The sequence below is a fragment of the Streptomyces sp. GbtcB7 genome, from assembly GCF_019091445.1.
Classification (GTDB): domain Bacteria; phylum Actinomycetota; class Actinomycetes; order Streptomycetales; family Streptomycetaceae; genus Streptomyces; species Streptomyces mirabilis.
The window spans coordinates 100,745-116,880 of the sequence record NZ_JAGXJM010000013.1; the positions used below are offsets into that span (position 1 = coordinate 100,745).

The 16,136-nt window shown below is 69.9% G+C and carries 14 protein-coding genes; 8 read left to right on the forward strand and 6 right to left on the reverse strand.

What is annotated here, in order from left to right; translation table 11 throughout:
* Window positions 1-37: 37 nt before the first annotated feature.
* From KVT44_RS22200 to KVT44_RS22210, 3 genes are all read left to right on the forward strand, one after another.
* Window positions 38-577, forward strand: a complete 540-nt coding sequence (locus KVT44_RS22200; RefSeq protein WP_217568255.1) for a GNAT family N-acetyltransferase — start codon at window positions 38-40, stop codon at window positions 575-577.
* Between the two features lie 94 nt (window positions 578-671).
* Window positions 672-977: a DUF4229 domain-containing protein gene (locus KVT44_RS22205; protein WP_075028610.1), complete on the forward strand. Its 306-nt coding sequence runs from the start codon at window positions 672-674 to the stop codon at window positions 975-977.
* 42 nt (window positions 978-1,019) lie between these two features.
* Window positions 1,020-1,664 (forward strand): TetR/AcrR family transcriptional regulator, encoded by a 645-nt coding sequence (locus KVT44_RS22210; protein ID WP_190169874.1) that lies wholly within the window; start codon window positions 1,020-1,022, stop codon window positions 1,662-1,664.
* A gap of 93 nt (window positions 1,665-1,757) precedes the next feature.
* Here KVT44_RS22210 and KVT44_RS22215 read toward each other — a convergent pair whose 3' ends face one another.
* Complete coding sequence (locus KVT44_RS22215; protein WP_254649711.1) at window positions 1,758-2,825, reverse strand: helix-turn-helix domain-containing protein; 1,068 nt, start codon at window positions 2,823-2,825, stop codon at window positions 1,758-1,760.
* 195 nt (window positions 2,826-3,020) lie between these two features.
* Here KVT44_RS22215 and KVT44_RS22220 point away from each other — a divergent pair, with 195 nt between their 5' ends.
* On the forward strand, window positions 3,021-6,749 hold the full coding sequence (locus KVT44_RS22220) for a S8 family serine peptidase (RefSeq protein ID WP_308314072.1): 3,729 nt from the start codon (window positions 3,021-3,023) through the stop codon (window positions 6,747-6,749).
* A gap of 153 nt (window positions 6,750-6,902) precedes the next feature.
* On the opposite strand, the gene KVT44_RS22225 is transcribed toward KVT44_RS22220, so the two are convergent.
* The 4 genes from KVT44_RS22225 to KVT44_RS22240 all read right to left on the reverse strand — a co-directional run bounded on the left by KVT44_RS22225 (window position 6,903) and on the right by KVT44_RS22240 (window position 10,213).
* Complete coding sequence (locus KVT44_RS22225) at window positions 6,903-7,757, reverse strand: MaoC family dehydratase (protein ID WP_217568257.1); 855 nt, start codon at window positions 7,755-7,757, stop codon at window positions 6,903-6,905.
* Window positions 7,758-8,014: 257 nt separating this feature from the next.
* Window positions 8,015-9,064 (reverse strand): helix-turn-helix transcriptional regulator, encoded by a 1,050-nt coding sequence (locus KVT44_RS58175; protein ID WP_254649712.1) that lies wholly within the window; start codon window positions 9,062-9,064, stop codon window positions 8,015-8,017.
* On the reverse strand, window positions 9,051-9,305 hold the full coding sequence (locus tag KVT44_RS22235) for a DUF397 domain-containing protein (protein WP_217568258.1): 255 nt from the start codon (window positions 9,303-9,305) through the stop codon (window positions 9,051-9,053). The genes KVT44_RS58175 and KVT44_RS22235 overlap by 14 nt, the downstream gene beginning before the upstream one ends.
* Window positions 9,302-10,213: a helix-turn-helix transcriptional regulator gene (locus KVT44_RS22240; RefSeq protein WP_308314073.1), complete on the reverse strand. Its 912-nt coding sequence runs from the start codon at window positions 10,211-10,213 to the stop codon at window positions 9,302-9,304. Before KVT44_RS22240 ends, KVT44_RS22235 begins: the two co-directional genes overlap by 4 nt.
* Window positions 10,214-10,298: 85 nt before the next feature.
* On the opposite strand from KVT44_RS22240, the gene KVT44_RS22245 reads away from it, so the two are divergent.
* Window positions 10,299-10,721, forward strand: a complete 423-nt coding sequence (locus KVT44_RS22245; RefSeq protein WP_217568259.1) for an ATP-binding protein — start codon at window positions 10,299-10,301, stop codon at window positions 10,719-10,721.
* 192 nt (window positions 10,722-10,913) lie between these two features.
* On the forward strand, window positions 10,914-12,818 hold the full coding sequence (locus KVT44_RS22250; RefSeq protein ID WP_217568260.1) for a long-chain fatty acid--CoA ligase: 1,905 nt from the start codon (window positions 10,914-10,916) through the stop codon (window positions 12,816-12,818).
* A gap of 127 nt (window positions 12,819-12,945) precedes the next feature.
* Here KVT44_RS22250 and KVT44_RS22255 read toward each other — a convergent pair whose 3' ends face one another.
* Complete coding sequence (locus KVT44_RS22255; protein ID WP_028805073.1) at window positions 12,946-13,149, reverse strand: cold-shock protein; 204 nt, start codon at window positions 13,147-13,149, stop codon at window positions 12,946-12,948.
* 343 nt (window positions 13,150-13,492) lie between these two features.
* Here KVT44_RS22255 and KVT44_RS22260 point away from each other — a divergent pair, with 343 nt between their 5' ends.
* Window positions 13,493-14,341, forward strand: coding sequence for a menaquinone biosynthetic enzyme MqnA/MqnD family protein (locus KVT44_RS22260; protein WP_099921219.1), 849 nt, complete (start codon window positions 13,493-13,495; stop codon window positions 14,339-14,341).
* Window positions 14,342-14,449: 108 nt separating this feature from the next.
* Entirely contained in the window at window positions 14,450-16,135 is a 1,686-nt protein-coding gene (locus tag KVT44_RS22265) for a serine/threonine-protein kinase (protein WP_217568261.1), read from the forward strand.
* Window position 16,136 lies beyond the last annotated feature (1 nt).

A 16,136-nucleotide genomic window follows, 5' to 3' on the forward strand; every position in this document is an offset into this window, starting at 1 on the left:
GGTCCACTCCGACCTCGGTGTTCTACGCTCGGTGGCCGTGCCACTGACCTTCACCCTGTTCACCCGTGACGCGAAGCCGACCCACCCCCTGCCCGACCAGCTGCTCACTCTCTGGACGGATGTCACCAACGCGGGCGGTGCGGTCGGCTTCGTGCCGCCGGTGACCGCCGTCGACATACGCCCCCGCGCCGAGGCCCACCTCACCGCGATAGCCGAGGGCCGCACCCGGCTGCTCGCCGGATTCACCGCCGACGGCCGGCTCGCCGCCACCGCGTTCCTCGCCCTCAACGACCACCCCCTCATGCGCCACTGGGCCTGGCTGTACACCGTCATGGTCGACCCGGCCCTCCAGGGCCGCGGCTACGGCGCCGACCTGCTCCGCGAGGCCGAGGACCGGGCCCGCGCGCTCGGCCTGGAGGGACTCCGCCTCACCTGCCGGGGCGGGGAGGGACTGGAACGCTTCTACGCCTCCTGCGGCTACAAGGAGATCGGCCGGGCGCCCGACGCGCTGCGTGTCGCGCCGGGCGACGACCGTGACGAGATCACGATGCTGCTGCCTCTCCCGCCTGGCGACTGAGGCCCCCCTGCACGAGGATCGGGCCGGGCGTGCTTCACTGGACGGTGCCCTTTGGGAACGTTCGAAACGGTTCGGAACGGAAGAGTGGATTGACATGGGCCGCTACACACTGATGCGCCTCGGCGTCTTCGCCGGCTGCCTCGTGGTCGTCTGGGGCCTCGTCTACCTGGGCATCGCCCCGCGCGGCCTGGGTGACTCCAACTACATGTGGATCGTCCTGCTCGCGCTGGTGATCTCCGCGCCCATCAGTTTCGTCGTGCTGCGCAAGGAGCGCGACCGCGCCTCCGCCCAGGTCGTCGCGCGCGTGGATCGCATGAAGACCAACCTGGAGCAGAACCGCAGCCAGGAGGACGGCGTGGACGACGCCGCCCGCGGCGGCGTGCAGGGCCAGACCTCGTAACGCTGTGCCTGGCCGACGGCGGCCGATCGTACGCTTGCCCGTATGGGTGCTGTGAAGAACAAGCGGATGCCGCGCGCGGTACGTGAACAGCAGATGCTGGACGCCGCCGTGCGGACCTTCGGGCAGCGGGGGTACCGATCCGCTTCGATGGACGAGATCGCCGATCTGGCGGGCGTGTCCAAGCCGTTGGTGTATCTGTACCTGAACTCCAAGGAAGACCTCTTCACCGCCTGCATCCGCCGTGAGGCGGCCGCACTGACCACGGCGGTACGCGCGGGCGTCCAGCCCGACCTGCCCGCCGACCGTCAACTCTGGGCAGGCCTGCGGGCGTTCTTCACGCACACGGCGGAGAATCCGGACGGCTGGGCGGTCCTGCACCGTCAGGCGCGTACGCACGGCGAGCCGTTCGCGGCCGAGGTCGCGGCGATGCGCGAGGAACTCGTCGCGTTCGTCACCCAGCTGATCGTGGTCGCCGCGCGCGAGGCACACCGCGACCCGTCCCTGGCCGAACGGGAGGTCGCCGGACTCGCCGAGGCCCTCGTCGGCGCCGCCGAGTCCCTCGCCGCCTGGGCCAACGCCACGCCGGGCGTCTCCGCGCGGCAGGCCGCGGCGACCCTCATGAACTTCGCCTGGGCGGGCCTCGGTGACCTGTTGGAGGACCGCCCCTGGACGCCCCCACAGGACTGATACGACCTCGGAATCCCAGCTCGGGCACCAGGGACGTGAAGCGGCGGCGACTGGAAACGGAGCAACAGCCACCGCGCCAGTCCCCGACCCTCCTCAGATCCAGCCTCGCTTGGCGGCTTCGGTGCCCAGCTGGAAGCGGGTCTCGAGGCCGAGCCGGGACGCCATCGCGGCGATCCGGCGGGTCACGGTGCGCGCGCTCGTGCCCAGTTGCCGGGCGATCGCCTGGTCCTTATAGCCCGTTTGCAACATTTTCAACAGCAAGAGATCATCCTTGCTCGGTTGGTCGGGGGTCTCCGGGGCCGTCGAGACGATGGGTTGTGCCCGCTGCCAGTAGGTGTCGAACAGCTCGAGGATCGCATCGAGCAGACCCGACTGATGGACGACGATGATTTTGTCGTACTGTCCTCCGATCAGTGCGACCAGCGCGACACGACGGTCCATGATCCGCAGCCTGAACGGCAGGGCCGGCAGGATCCGGGCCTGCTCGCCGAGTTGGGCCAGGCGGGTGATCAGCTCGAATCGGCCGGGCTGCTCCAGCGCCTCCGGGGTGTAGACGGACCGTATGTCGAGGCCGCGGCCCAGCAGCTCCTTCGTGAAGGTCTCCTCCAACTCGTTGCTGTACGGGCCGATGTACGGGGGCATGTCAAGAACCCAGAAGTGGGTGCGCATCGATTGGGTCAGCTCGGCCACCCGTAGGGTGACCGCCGCCTCACCAGTGATCACCTCCACCAGCTCGGTCGGATCCCCCTGCAGCCGGCTGGCGCGGTACTCACTTGCCAGGTCATCGACCGCGTCCAGCACCGCGGTGAACGCCGCCTCGGAATCGGCTCGGCGCTTGGCGAGCAGTGCGCTCAACGCGGTCCGCGGGCTGACCGGCCGGTACTGGCCGTGCGTTTCTCTTCGCAGCACGCCCAGTTCCATCAACCGGGCCACCGCGTGCCGTATCTGGCTGGGTGTGGTGCCCAGGTGTTCGGCGATCTCCAGCGCTGTCCGGTCCGGCTTGGTCAGATAAGCGCGGTAGACCCGCTCGTCGAACTCGCTGATCCCAAGGACATCGAGCACCGGGCCTCCTCCTGGGTCGTCGCGGCTCGGCGAGCCGTCGGACCGGTATTGGCGCGATTCGCCAGCTGGCGATATCGGACACGAGTCTGATCTATACATCTCCCGGCCACAAGCCTTAACTGTGCTCGTCCAGGCCAACCTGCCGCGCGATCCCGGAACCCCCACGATCGGTCCACAGCGTCGGCCACCGATCCCCCGCCGGTCCGTCACTTCAGTCATGACCCGCTTGTGGGCCGACCCGGCCCCACGGAACATCCAGGGAATTCCTTGAGATCATCACCGAGACGCTGGAGCGTGTGCGCCGTCGCAGGCGCGGCCCTCCTGTCGTTGGCACAACCCGCCGCCCTGTCCGCCGCTCATGCGGCGTCACCCGCACCCGTACCCGCCGACTCCGCCCCGACGACGCCGCAAAACGTGCCTCCGGGCGCCCACACCGTCACCCTGGTCACGGGGGACGTCGTCACCACCCGGCAGACCGGCAGCAAGGCCGGAGGCACCGTCGATGTGCGCAGCGCCACCGGGGCACCGGTCGACGCGCACATCATGGAGTCGAACGGCGACCTGTACGTGTATCCCGGCTCCGTTCTCCCCTATGTGGCGGCGGGCACGCTGGACAAGCGCCTGTTCAACGTCAGTCGGCTCGTCGCGGACGGCTACGACGACGCACATCGCGACCAGTTGCCGCTGATCGTCTCGTACGACAGCAAAGCCTCCTCAGGGCTGCGTTCCGCAACCCCCAAGGGCGCCACCCGGGTCAGGGCCCTCGGCAGTGTCCGGGGTGCCGCGCTGGCCGAGGACCGGGACCGGTCGGCGGACTTCTGGCGGGCCGTCACCTCCGCGCCGGCGTCGGGCTCGAGGACCGCGGCAGCCGCGTCCGGCAAACCGGCCTTCGGCGAGGGTATCGCCCGCATCTGGCTCGACGGGGTCGTGAAGGCGGATCTCGCCGAGTCCACCTCCCAGATCGGCGCGCCGCAGGCGTGGGAGGCCGGTGACACCGGGAAGGGCGTGGACGTCGCCGTCCTGGACACCGGCGTCGACGCCGAACACCCCGACCTGGCCGGCCGGATAGCGGCCTCGCAGAGCTTCGTCCCGGACGAGGACGTGACGGACCGCCAAGGGCACGGCACCCACGTCGCGTCCACCATCGCCGGCACGGGGGCCGCGTCGGACGGCAAGGAGAAGGGCGTCGCCCCCGGCGCGGACCTGCACATCGGCAAGGTGCTCTCCAACACGGGTTTCGGCGAGGAATCCTGGGTGCTGGCCGGCATGGAGTGGGCCGCGGTGGACCAGCACGCGGACATCATCAACATGAGCCTGGGCAACCCGACTCCGTCCGACGGCACCGACCCCCTCAGCACGGCGGTCGACCGCCTCAGCGCCGAGGCCGGGGCCCTGTTCGTGATCGCGGCAGGCAACACCGGTACGCCCACCGGCATCGGCGGCCCGGGCGCGGCTGACGCCGCCCTGACCGTGGGGGCCGTCGACTCCTCGGACGACGTCGCCGTCTTCTCCAGCCAGGGCCCGCGCATCGACGGCGCGCTCAAGCCGGAGATCACCGCGCCCGGCGTCGACGTGCTGGCGGCACGCTCTCAATACGTGGACCACGGCGAGGGCAGTTACCAGTACATGAGCGGGACCTCCCAGGCCACCCCTCATGTCGCGGGCGCCGCGGCCCTGCTCGCGGCCGCGCACCCCGGGCTGACCGGCTCACAGTTGAAGGACCTGCTGGTGAGCAGCTCGAAGCAACTGCCCAAGTACAACGCCTTCCAGGCGGGCAGCGGCCGGGTGGACGTCCCGTCGGCGCTGAGCGCCGGCGTCTTCGCCTCCTCGACCGCGTTCGCCACCGATGTGACGACGAGCGGGTCCGGCGCGGTGAAACGCCCGGTCACGTACACCAACATCGGTGACGTGCCGGTCACCCTCGACCTGTCCGTGCAGGCCCCGAACGCCCCTGCGGGAATGTTCCAGTTGTCCGTCCCCCAGGTCGTCGTGCCGGCGCACGGCACCGCCGAGGTCACGGTCACCATCGACGGCTCCACGGCGACAGGGGGCGACCGCTGGACCGGCCAGGTCGTCGCGGCCGACACGGCGGGGAAGGTCGTCACCCACACGGCCGTGTCGCTGGGCGACGTCACCCACAAGCTGACCGTGTTCCTCAAGGACGCACAGGGCAACCCGATGTCAGGAACCGTCGAGGTGCTGAGGTCCGGCGAGGACGCGCCCGTGTTCTACTACGTCGACGAAACCGGCACGTTCCAGACGTACCTCCAGAACGACGTCTACTCGGTGATGTCCTTCGAGGAGGTGCAGGGCGTGCACGGCCCGCACTCGATGGGGATGGCGCTGCTCGGTGACCCCGAGGTCGTGATGGACCACCACGACGTCACGGTCACCCTGGACGTCGCGAAGATCAAGCGGGTGGACATGACCACACCGCAGCGGACCGAGGCGACCTTCCAGCGCCTGGAGTACGACCGCTCGATGGGCGGCCAGAACTGGCGCGACTTCCTGCTGACCCAGACCGGCTATGACAGCCTGTGGGCCCAGCCCACCACGCACAAGGTGACCCACGGCGACTTCTACCTCGGCGCCCGCTGGCGCAAGGAGCAGCCGGCACTGGCCATCGCCACCAAGACCACCGAGTTCACCGACGCCCTCCGGCAACAGGGCGTCACCCCGCTGCCCCAGGGTCACTACAGGCTCCCGCTCGTGGCCGCCGGCGACGGCACGAGCGCGGACTACGCCGGTCTGGACGCGCGGGGCAAGGCGGTCGTCGTCCGCCGCAACGACACGATCAGCGACGCCGACCAGGCCGCCGCGGCGGTCGCGGCGGGCGCCAAGCTCCTGCTGGTCGTGAACAACGAACCCGGGCGCCGATTCCGGAGCTACAGCAAGGCCTCCCCGTGGGGCGCCAGCACCCCCGCCCGAATCGACGTCACGCTGTTGAGCACGGACGAGGGCGAGAAGCTCTTCGGCCAGGCCTCCGATCGCGGGGCGAAGCTCTCGGTGGACTCGCAGCCTGTCAGCCCCTACGTGTACGACCTGATGAGGACGTGGCACAACGAGATCCCGGACCACATGGTCGTCCAGGGCGGCCGGGAGAACCTCGCGCGGGTGAACGTCACCTTCGACAGCCCCGACACGACCCTGGGCGGCGGTGAGTTCCGCTACGACCATCCGGTCTACAACGCGGACTGGGCGATCGGTGATCCCTTCACGTCGGAGCCGGTGAACTCGCAGCGGGTCGACTGGGTCTCCACCGGGGGCGGAAACTCCTGGGGTCAGGAGGCGTACGTCTCGGGTCTGCTCTACGAGATCGAGCCGCGCACCACCTACCAGGCGGGCAGCACGCAGACGCAGGAGTGGTTCAAGCCCATCGAGCGCCCGTACCTGAACGACAACTACAAGTCGCCCACCCGCAGCGGGAGCCACCTGGTCCTCGACGTTCCCGCCTGGGGCGGCTCGGACCACGTCGGCATGTCCATGGACTACCAGCGCATGCATCACACCCTCACGCTCTACCAGGGAGACACCCAACTGGCTCAGAACTCGGACAACACCGAGGTGCAGGCTGACGCACCCGGCGCCGGCAAGCTGCCCTACCGTCTCGTCCTGGACGCCAACCGGGACAGCACGGTGAGCCCGTACTCCTCCACCACGCACACCGAATGGGACTTCACCTCCCAGGCCCCGGCGGGGGACGAGAAGGCGGTCCTGCCGCTCCTGCAGATCAACTACGGCGTCGACACCAACGCGGCCGGCAAGGCCGCGAAGAACGCGACACTGACGGCGTCCGTCGCCCACCTCGCCCACGCCGCGGGCGCCGGCACCCTGTCGGCGGTCACCTTGGAGGTGTCCTACGACGACGGACACACCTGGCAGAAGATCACCTGCGGACACGACGGCCGGTTCGCGCTGTCCGCTCCGAAGCAGGCCCGGTTCGTCTCGCTGCGGGCTCACGCCCACGACAGTGCCGGCAACGCGGTCGCACAGACCGTGATCCGGGCCTTCGGTCTCCGCTGACCAAGAGCCGGCCGCTCACACGCCGGACCTGAATCACTTGTGCGGTGGGTCGCCCCCTGGGGTGGCCCGCCGCACAGGCGTGCCTCCGCGCGCGAGGATCCGGATCGCGCGGACCCGCAGATTTCCCACCATTCCGAGGCCGATACCCCTGCCTCACTCGGGTGCCGCGGGCCGGGGCAGGGGCCGTACCTCACCCACCAGATGCAGCAGGTCCGTGCCGCCGCCGCGCAGCTCGAACGCGGGGCCGTCGGCGGCATAAGTGACGGTGCCCGGCAGCAGAACCGGTGCCTTGAAGTCGGCACGTACGCGCACCGCGTCCTGGGGGCCCTGTTCCGCGAGGCAGCGGGCCACCGTCCACATGCCGTGCGCGATGGCGCGGGGGAAGCCGAACAGGCGGGCGGTGAGGGGGTGCAGGTGGATGGGGTTGCGGTCCCCCGAGGCCGCACCGTATCGCCGCCCGACGTCCGCGCCGAGACGCCATTCGGCGCGGACGGGGAGGGGCTTGGCGTCGTCCGACCCCCGCGGGGGCGTGGACGTCGGCTCCTCGGTCGTCCGGTGCCGGGCGAGATAGGTACTCCTCGACTCCCACACCGGCTCGCCGTCGACCCTGGCCTCGGTCACGACGACGGCTTGCGTCCCGCGACGATGGGGCGTCAACCCGGCGACACACACGCCGAGTTCGTACGCCTCCGTGGCGGCCGGCGGGTGCCGCTGGGTGATCTCGATCGAGGTGTGGACGAGCCCGAGCAGCGGCAGCGGGAACGAGCGGCTCGCCATGATCCGCATCGCGAGCGGAAACCCGAGAACGTGCGGATACGTCACCGGCAGCGCGTCCGCCCCCGTCGCGAACCCGCAGACCCGCTCGTACGCGGCGAGCCGGGCGAGGTCGATACGGACACCGGGCAGAACGAGACGGGTCGGGGGGACCGCGGCGTCGGGGCGGGCCCGTTTGAAGGGGGAGAGGAGTGCGCCTCGGGCGAGGACAGGGGTCAGGTAGCGGTCGGCCATGGTCCAACTCCCGGCTCGGATGTATTTACTCCGGAGTCAGGTTACCCAGGGTAAGGGCGTCAATACCTGCCGGGGCAGAGGGTCACCACTGCCAGAGTGGCCGCCGTGATGAGGAGTGCGATGGTCAGGCGCAGGAGGTGCATGGTGGTCCCTCGCTCGGTGATTCCCGTCATCACGGTGGCGGGTGCCGAGGCGGGGAGGTATCCCGAGAACTAGGGGGTATCCGTTGCGTCCCTTGTATCCCTTGGGACAAGGTCCTAGCGGGTCGGACGGTGTCGCAGGCACGCGAAGAGTTCCTCGCGTCCGCTCACGCCCAACTTGCGGTAGACGGCTCCCAGGTGGTCGTTGACGGTGTGCTGTGACAGTTCCAGGCGGCGGGCGATGTTCTTCGCCGCCAGACCTTCGAGCGCGTGCCGGACCACCTCCCGTTCCCGCGGGGTGATCCCGTACCAGGCGGCCACCGCCGGCAGCAGCGCCTCGGCCGTCGCCGTCTGAATGGTGATCACCGTCTCGCCCGCCCTCTCCGCCGAGCAGAGCGGCTGGGCGTGCAGTAGGGCCCAGCCGCGCGCGGTGAACATCCGGGTGACCGCCGTACCGTCCGGTGCCCGGCGCGCGGTGGCCGTGATGTTGCAGACGGAGCTGAGCAGGGCCTCGTGGTCCAGCTTCGCAGGGCCCGGGGAGCCCGATGGTCCGCCGGGTGCGGGCAGACACTCGTACAGCCAGTCCTGTACGCCGGGACTCGCCGCCTCGACCGTGTCGTCCCGGCCCACGACCACCACCCCGGGCGGCCCCTCGTACGGCAGCAGGCGCAGCGGCCGCCCGGCCACGAAGCGGCGCAGGGCGACGGCGAGCGGTGCGGCGAGTCGCTCGGCGCGTGCGATCTCGGTGTCCGAGAACGGCCTGCCGCCGCGCGCCCGCAGCAGCAGCATGCCGCCGCACGCCAGGCCGCCCACGCTGAGCGCGATCCGCATCTCGCAGCCCAGCCCCTCGGCCCGCATGACCTCGTGCAGCCGTACGCCGCACGGGGGCACGTCACCGCCCGTGCCGAGCACGGCGACGGGCGTGGGTCCGCCGAACAGGGCCGGGAAGGGCAGCGTCGAACTGGTCCGCCAGTACTCCTCGTTCAGCACGCGCCGCGCGCTCATGCCGTAGCCGTGCCGGGTGACGTGGAAGGAGATGGTCCCGCTGACGGGGTCCAGGCCGATCAGGTGGTACCCGTCGTGGGGGACCGAGCGCCCGATCTCGACGGACAGGGCCGCGCCGAGTTCCGCGGCGTTCGTCGCGTCGTCCGCGTCAGGGGCCCGCAATCCCGGGCCCGGCGGTGAGGAAGGCGGACCAGGTGGTGGGGGAGAGGGTGAGGCGGGGGCCGGTGGGGTTCTTGGAGTCGCGGATGTGGATGGTGTGGGGGGTGACAGCGACTTCTAGGCACTGACCTCCCTCGCCGTCGCTGTAGCTCGACTTGCGCCAGGTGTAGGCGACTTCGAGGCACTCGCCGCCTTCGCCGCTGCTGTAGCTGGACTTGAACCAGTTGAGTTTTTCGGTGTTCATAGCTCCCCCAGCTTCTTCTTGATCAGGGCCCGGGACTCCATGGGGTTGAGTGCCAGTGCGCGCATGATCCCATAGCGGTCGGCGATCTTTCGGACCTCCTCCGGGTCGGTGATCAGGCGGGGGAAGCCCTGCGCCTCCGTGTACGCAACCTGCCCGTACCTCTTGGGAGACAGCAGGTTGAACGCGCTGTCCAGGTTGGGGTGTTCCTCGCGGCGGGTCGGCATCACCTGGATCTCGACGTTGCGCATGCTGCCGACACGCAACAGGTTGAGCAGTTGGTCTTTAAAGACGGCCTGCCCGCCGATCGGCCGGTCCAGCATGACCTCTTCGAGTACGTAACTTACGGCGGGCGGCGGCCAACGGTCGAAGACCTGCTGCCTGGAGAGCCTGTCGGCGACCCGTTTCTCGATGGTGTCCTCGCTCAGAAACGGGCGTCGTTGGCCGAACACCGCTCGCGCATAGTCCTCCGTCTGCAACAGCCCCGGCACACCCTGGTTGGCGTAGAAATGCAGCTCAACCGCCTCCGCCTCCAACCCCGCGTAACTCCGGTACCACTCCGGATGACGCGTCCGCGCCTTCTTCATCGCCTCCCTGACCTCGGGGATCGCCTGTTTCAACAGGCCCCCGGCGTCGAGGAGTTCGTCGGCCTTCTCCAGCAGCTCGGGCCGAGTCACCCGTACCCCCCGCTCCATGGCGGAGATCGCGTCGGGCCCGTACCCCACCGCCTGCCCGAACTCCTTCTGCGTCAGCCCCGCCCGCTCGCGCAGCAGTTTCAGCATCTTGCCGAGCGCGGTGAACAAGCCCGTCGTTCCCTCGGCCTCCGCCGGTGTCTCCGGCCTCCGGTCGGTCTCTTCCGTCACGTACGCCACCGCCTTCACACGCTCACCGCCACGGCCGACAACCCGCACATCCCGCGCACCGCATCCGTACGGCTACGCAGCGTCGCCGGGTCACTCCTGGTCAGCGTAGGGCGAGCCGACCACGCTCGGTGATGTGAACTCTCGAATCTCCACCCCCACCGACGAACTGAGCCAGCGCCTCAGCTCCACCCCGCGCGGCGCCCGCCTGGCCCGTCACCTCACCGCGCACCAACTCGCCGAGTGGGGATACCCGCACGACAGCGACGTGAACGACATCGCACAGCACGTCGTGGCGGAACTCGCCGCCAACGCGGTCACCCACGGCCGCGTACCCGGACGCGACTTCGAACTCCGCCTGCTGCGGCTTCCGGAGGGCACGTTGCGCATCGAGGTGAGTGACACGCGCGGTGACCGGCAGTTGCGGTTCGGTGCGGGGGAGGTGGACGGTGAGGGAGGGCGGGGTCTGGTCGTCGTGGCCGTGCTCGCCACCGTATGGGGCGTCGCGCACCGCCTGGTCGGCAAGACGGTATGGGCCGAACTTCCTCTGAAGAATTAAGATTTACCCCGGGTAACTCGCACTTCGCCCGCCTTGAACACCCACAAACCCCACACTCCCGCCCCGTACGATCCCGGTCACCCCTGCCTTGTTGAAACTCGCATGAACCCCCCACGCCCCAGGCACGTATGAGGCTTTGCGCCCCCAACCCGCCTCATACCGACCGGGTCCTGGTAGCCAAGGAGCCGCTCCATGTCCACCCAGCCCAGCCCGTACGACTCCCCACCCTCCCTCGTGGAGCCCGAGATCAAGCGGCTGGACGGAGTGGTGCGCGAGGTGTCCGTGCCACCCCTCGTCGGTCAGGTGACCCACGGCTCGCTCGCGGACATCCCGTTCGAGAACGCGACCGTGGCTCCGAACGCGGCGGTCCTCAGCAGGAAGAACGCCGACGACGCCTGGGAGGACGTGACCGCCACCGAGTTCGCCGCGCAGGTGCTGGCGGTGGCGAAGGGCCTGATCGCCGAGGGCCTGGCGCCCGGCGACCGCATCGCGATCATGGCGCGGACGACGTATGAGTGGACGCTCCTGGACTTCGCGGCCTGGGCGGCGGGCCTGGTCACCGTCCCCGTCTACCCCACCTCCTCCGTCTTCCAGGTCCGCTGGATCCTCCAGGACTCGGGAGCGGTCGCCCTCGCCACGGAGACGGTGGCGCAGGCGTCCTCCCTCGGCCCGGAACGCGACCGGATCCCCGACCTGCGGCACATGTGGGTCTTCGAGAAGGGACACCTGGAGCGGCTGGCCGAGCTGGGCCAGGACATCCCGGACCAGGAGGTCGCCGTGCGCCGTGGGGTGCTCGGCCCCGACACGCTCGCCACCCTCATCTACACCTCGGGCACCACCGGCCGCCCCAAGGGCTGCGCACTCACCCACGGCAACTTCTTCGCCGAGATCGACAACGCGATCGAACTGCTCTACCCGATCTTCAAGGCGAAGACCTCGGACGCCGCGTCGATGCTCCTCTTCCTCCCCCTCTCCCATGTCTTCGGGCGGATGGTCGCGGTCGCCTGTCTGCGCGCCCGGGTACGCCTGGGCCATGCGCCGAGCCTCAGTACCGAGGACCTGCTCGCGGACCTGGCGAGCTTCCGACCCACCTTCCTGCTGGCCATCCCCTATGTCCTGGAGAAGGTGTTCAACACCGGCCGCGCCACGGCCGAGAAGATGGGCCGCGGGTCCTCCTTCGACCGTGCCGCGCGCATCGCGTGCAGCTACGGCGAGGCGATCGAGGCCAAGCAGCACGGCATCGGGCCGGGTCCCTCACGCTCCCTGCGCGCCGCCCGCGCCCTCTACGACCCCCTGGTCTACCGCCGTATCCGCAACGCGCTGGGCGGCAAGGTCCGCTACGCGATCTGCGGCGGCTCCCCGCTGGGCCGCCGTCTCGCCGCGTTCTACGCGGGTGCCGGCATCGAGATCTTCGAGGGGTACGGCCTGACGGAGGCCACCGCCGCCGCGACCGTCACGCCCCCGCTCAAACCCCGACTGGGCACGGTGGGCTGGCCGCTGCCGGGCACCCGGGTACGGATAGCCGGGGACGGCGAGATCCTGCTCGGCGGCGAACAGATCTTCCGCGGCTACTGGGACCCGAACGCGGGCGGCGTCGTCGACGCGGCGCCGGACGGCTGGTTCGCGACCGGTGACATCGGCGAACTGGACGACGGGGGCTACCTCACCATCACGGGCCGCAAGAAGGAGATCCTGATCACCGCGGGCGGCAAGAGCGTGGCCCCCGCGCCTCTGGAGAACTGGCTCCGCTCGCATCCGCTGATCGCCCAGTGCATCGTCCTCGGCGACCGCCGCCCCTACGTCACCGCCCTCATCACCCTGGACCAGGACGGCATCACCCACTGGCGCCAGATGATCGGCAAGCACCCCGTCCCGCCGGAGCTCCTCATGGACGACCCGGAGCTGAACGTCATCCTCCAGCGCGCGATCGACGAGGCCAACAAACTCGTCTCCCGCCCCGAGTCCATCCGTCGCTTCGCCGTCCTCCCGGGAGACTTCACGGAACTGGCGGGCCACGTGACCCCCACCATGAAGCTGAAGCGGGCGGCGATCGAACGTGACTTCAACAAGGAGATCGAGGAGCTGTACGTGCGGTAGGGGCGCACCGCCGACAAGGGAGGACAGGGGAGGACAAGGCAGGAGCCCCGCGACCGGCTGGCGCGGGGCTCCTTGGGTAGTGCGATCCGTTCCGGATCAAAGCATTGGGCTCATGAAGCCCGCAGACTTAGATCGGGGTGACGTTCTCCGCCTGCGGGCCCTTCGGACCCTGCGTGACGTCGAAGGAAACCGACTGGTTCTCTTCGAGAGAGCGGAATCCGCTCGCGTTGATCGCGGAGTAGTGGACGAAGACGTCCGGGCCGCCGCCTTCCTGGGCGATGAAACCAAAGCCCTTTTCGGCGTTGAACCACTTCACGGTTCCGGTAGCCATAAGCCCTCCTTGGGCCCAAAGGGTTGCCCTGCTCCAGAACCTGCGATTGTGTAAACAACTGCATACGTCTGAAAACGACGAGAGCCCGCGGTCACATGCTCCGCAGGCTCTGTACTGCAAGGGAAACCAAACTGCAACTTGCGGCGAGCCTAGCACGCAGGCAGCCGAATGCAATAGGGGGCAAGATCACGTCACCCGGATGTTTGACCCGCATGGCGGATGGGTTGACGTGGTGGTGTCGACTCGCTGTCGCAAGGGTTGACACAAGAGGGCGGAAGGGTTTCTGAAACCACGCGGGGACCCTGGAGACTGCACGGTACTCCATGGGGTCTAGCCTCGCGATGTGGACAATTACCGCACCCGGCCGCGCGTCGGCCACATCCAGTTCCTGAACTGCCTGCCCCTCTACTGGGGGCTCGCGAGAACGGGCACGCTCCTCGACTTCGAGCTCACCAAGGACACCCCGGAGAAGCTCAGCGAGAAGCTGGTGCAGGGCGACCTCGACATCGGGCCCATCACGCTCGTCGAGTTCCTCAAGCACGCCGACGAGCTGGTCGCCTTCCCGGACATCGCGGTCGGCTGCGACGGTCCGGTGATGTCCTGTGTGATCGTCTCGCAGGTCCCGCTGGACCAGCTGGACGGCGCCCGGGTCGCCCTCGGCTCCACCTCTCGTACATCTGTTCGGCTCGCGCAGCTGCTGCTGGCCGAGAGTGTCGGCGTCCAGCCGTCCTACTACACGTGCCCGCCCGACCTCAGCCTGATGATGCAGGAGGCCGACGCCGCCGTCCTCATCGGCGACGCGGCACTGCGGGCCAACCTCCTCGACGGGCCGAAGTTCGGTCTGGAGGTGCACGACCTCGGCACGCTGTGGAAGGAGTGGACGGGTCTGCCGTTCGTCTTCGCCGTGTGGGCGGCCCGCCGCGACTACCTGGAGCGCGAGCCCGTCGTCACCCGCAAGGTGCACGAGGCCTTCCTCGCCTCCCGGGACCTCTCGCTGGACGAGGTCTCCAAGGTCGCCGAGCAGGCGGCCCGCTGGGAGGCCTTCGACGAGCGGACCCTGGAGCAGTACTTCACCACGCTCGACTTCCGCTTCGGCGGCCCGCAGCTCGCGGCCGTACAGGAGTTCGCCCGACGGGTCGGCTCGACCACCGGCTTCCCGACGGACGTGAAGGTCGAACTGCTGACTCCCTGAGATCGCCGGGACGTTGTGAACCCGCGGGGGCGTTCGGGACCCCGCGGGGGCGTACGGAACTACCCTGCTGGGCAGTGCGTCCGTGCGTACGGGGGAGGTGGGAGCGCCATGCAGCCGCTCGGAGTGGATGAACCCACGGTCGTGGGGCCCTACCGGCTGCTCGGCCGGCTGGGCGCCGGCGGCATGGGGCGGGTGTACCTGGGCCGCAGCGCGGGCGGGCGGACGGTCGCGGTCAAGATCGTGCACCCGCACTTCGCGCTCGACGAGGAGTTCCGCGCCCGCTTCCGCCGCGAGGTCGAGGCCGCGCGGCGGGTGGGCGGCGCGTGGACGGCCCCGGTCCTCGACGCGGATCCGGAGGCGTCCGTGCCGTGGGTCGCGACCGGCTACGCGGCCGGTCCCTCGCTCGCCGCGGCGGTCGCGGACGCGGGCGGTCCGCTTCCGGCGCATTCGGTACGCGTACTGGGCGCGGGCCTGGCCGAGGCGCTCACGGCGGTCCACGCACTGGGCCTCGTCCACCGTGACGTCAAGCCCTCCAACGTCCTGCTCACCCTCGACGGCCCCCTCCTCATCGACTTCGGCATCGCCCGGGCCACCGACGGCACCGCCTCCCTCACCTCGACGGGCGTCTCCGTCGGCTCCCCCGGCTACATGTCCCCCGAGCAGATCCTCGGCAAGGGGGTCACGGGCGCGGCGGACGTCTTCTCCCTGGGCGCGGTGCTGGTGTACGCGGCGACGGGCGAGTCCCCGTTCCCCGGTGACTCCTCGGCCGCCCTCCTCTACAAGGTGGTGCACGAGGAACCCCGGCTCGGCTCCCTGGACGGGGAGCTACGAGAACTCGTGGCCGCCTGCCTCGCCAAGGACCCGGCAGGCCGGCCGACCCCGGGTGAGGTGGCCGGACGCCTGGCCCCCGAGGGGGCGGCCCGGCTGGTGACCGCCGGCTGGCTGCCGGGGCCCCTGGTGGAGCAGGTCAGCCGCAGCGCGGTGCAGCTGCTGAACCTGGAGGCGGCGGAGGTGACGCCGTCCGGGCCGGTGAGGTTCAGCAGCCCTTCGGTGGGCACGGACTCCGGGGCCGGGACGCCGCCGCCCGACGGGGTGTTCGGCCCGCCGCCGACCATGCCGCCGTACGCCGTGCCGACGTACGTTCCGGGGCAACGCGATGTCCAGGACGCGGTCGCGGCGCCGACGGTCCACCCGGGCAAGCTCTCCGTCAGCATGGCCGCGACCTCGGCACCCGGTGCGAACGGTCGTGGCCGCAGGGTGAGTTGCACGCTCGCGCTGGCCGTAGCGGGAGCCCTGGCCGCGGTGACCGTGGGCTCGGTGTTCATGTTCCATCTGCTCCCGGGCGGCGGCGGTGACAACTCGGCTTCCAGCGGCTCCGATTCCGCGGCCAGCCCTCCGGCCGCGACACTGAGCGCCGCGGGTTCGGCCGGCGCGACGCTCGCCTCCGTGCCCGCGCACTACCTCGGCACCTGGTCGGGCGACGCCTACGCGCTGAACGGGAAGCTGCCCGCGGGCACGTTCCGGGTCACCCTCCACCAGGCCGCCGTGGGCAAGGAGCTGGGCACGTTCCGGTCGACCGATCTGATCGGCGGCATCTGTGACGACGTACTCGTCCTGAAGAAGGTCACGGACGGCCAGCTCACCGCGACGAGCGTCGCCAAGACGTCCAACCCCGGCACCTGCACGACCGGCAGCCACGAGGTGCGGCTGATCCCCGCCGGGGGCGACCTCAAGTACGAGACGGACAACGCGGACGCGGGCGATCCGGTGGCGCGCATGTCGAAGGCCGAGTAGC

Excerpts from the sequence above, each read along its gene's own strand:
- KVT44_RS22215 (WP_254649711.1), bottom strand. The coding sequence starts at position 2,825 with ATGTATAGATCAGACTCGTGTCCGATATCGCCAGCTGGCGAATCGCGC.
- KVT44_RS22235 (WP_217568258.1), bottom strand. The coding sequence starts at position 9,305 with ATGAACACCGAAAAACTCAACTGGTTCAAGTCCAGCTACAGCAGCGGC.
- KVT44_RS22250 (WP_217568260.1), top strand. The coding sequence starts at position 10,914 with ATGTCCACCCAGCCCAGCCCGTACGACTCCCCACCCTCCCTCGTGGAG.
- KVT44_RS22225 (WP_217568257.1), bottom strand. The coding sequence starts at position 7,757 with ATGGCCGACCGCTACCTGACCCCTGTCCTCGCCCGAGGCGCACTCCTC.
- KVT44_RS22255 (WP_028805073.1), bottom strand. The coding sequence starts at position 13,149 with ATGGCTACCGGAACCGTGAAGTGGTTCAACGCCGAAAAGGGCTTTGGT.
- KVT44_RS22205 (WP_075028610.1), top strand. The coding sequence starts at position 672 with ATGGGCCGCTACACACTGATGCGCCTCGGCGTCTTCGCCGGCTGCCTC.
- KVT44_RS22265 (WP_217568261.1), top strand. The coding sequence starts at position 14,450 with ATGCAGCCGCTCGGAGTGGATGAACCCACGGTCGTGGGGCCCTACCGG.
- KVT44_RS22210 (WP_190169874.1), top strand. The coding sequence starts at position 1,020 with ATGGGTGCTGTGAAGAACAAGCGGATGCCGCGCGCGGTACGTGAACAG.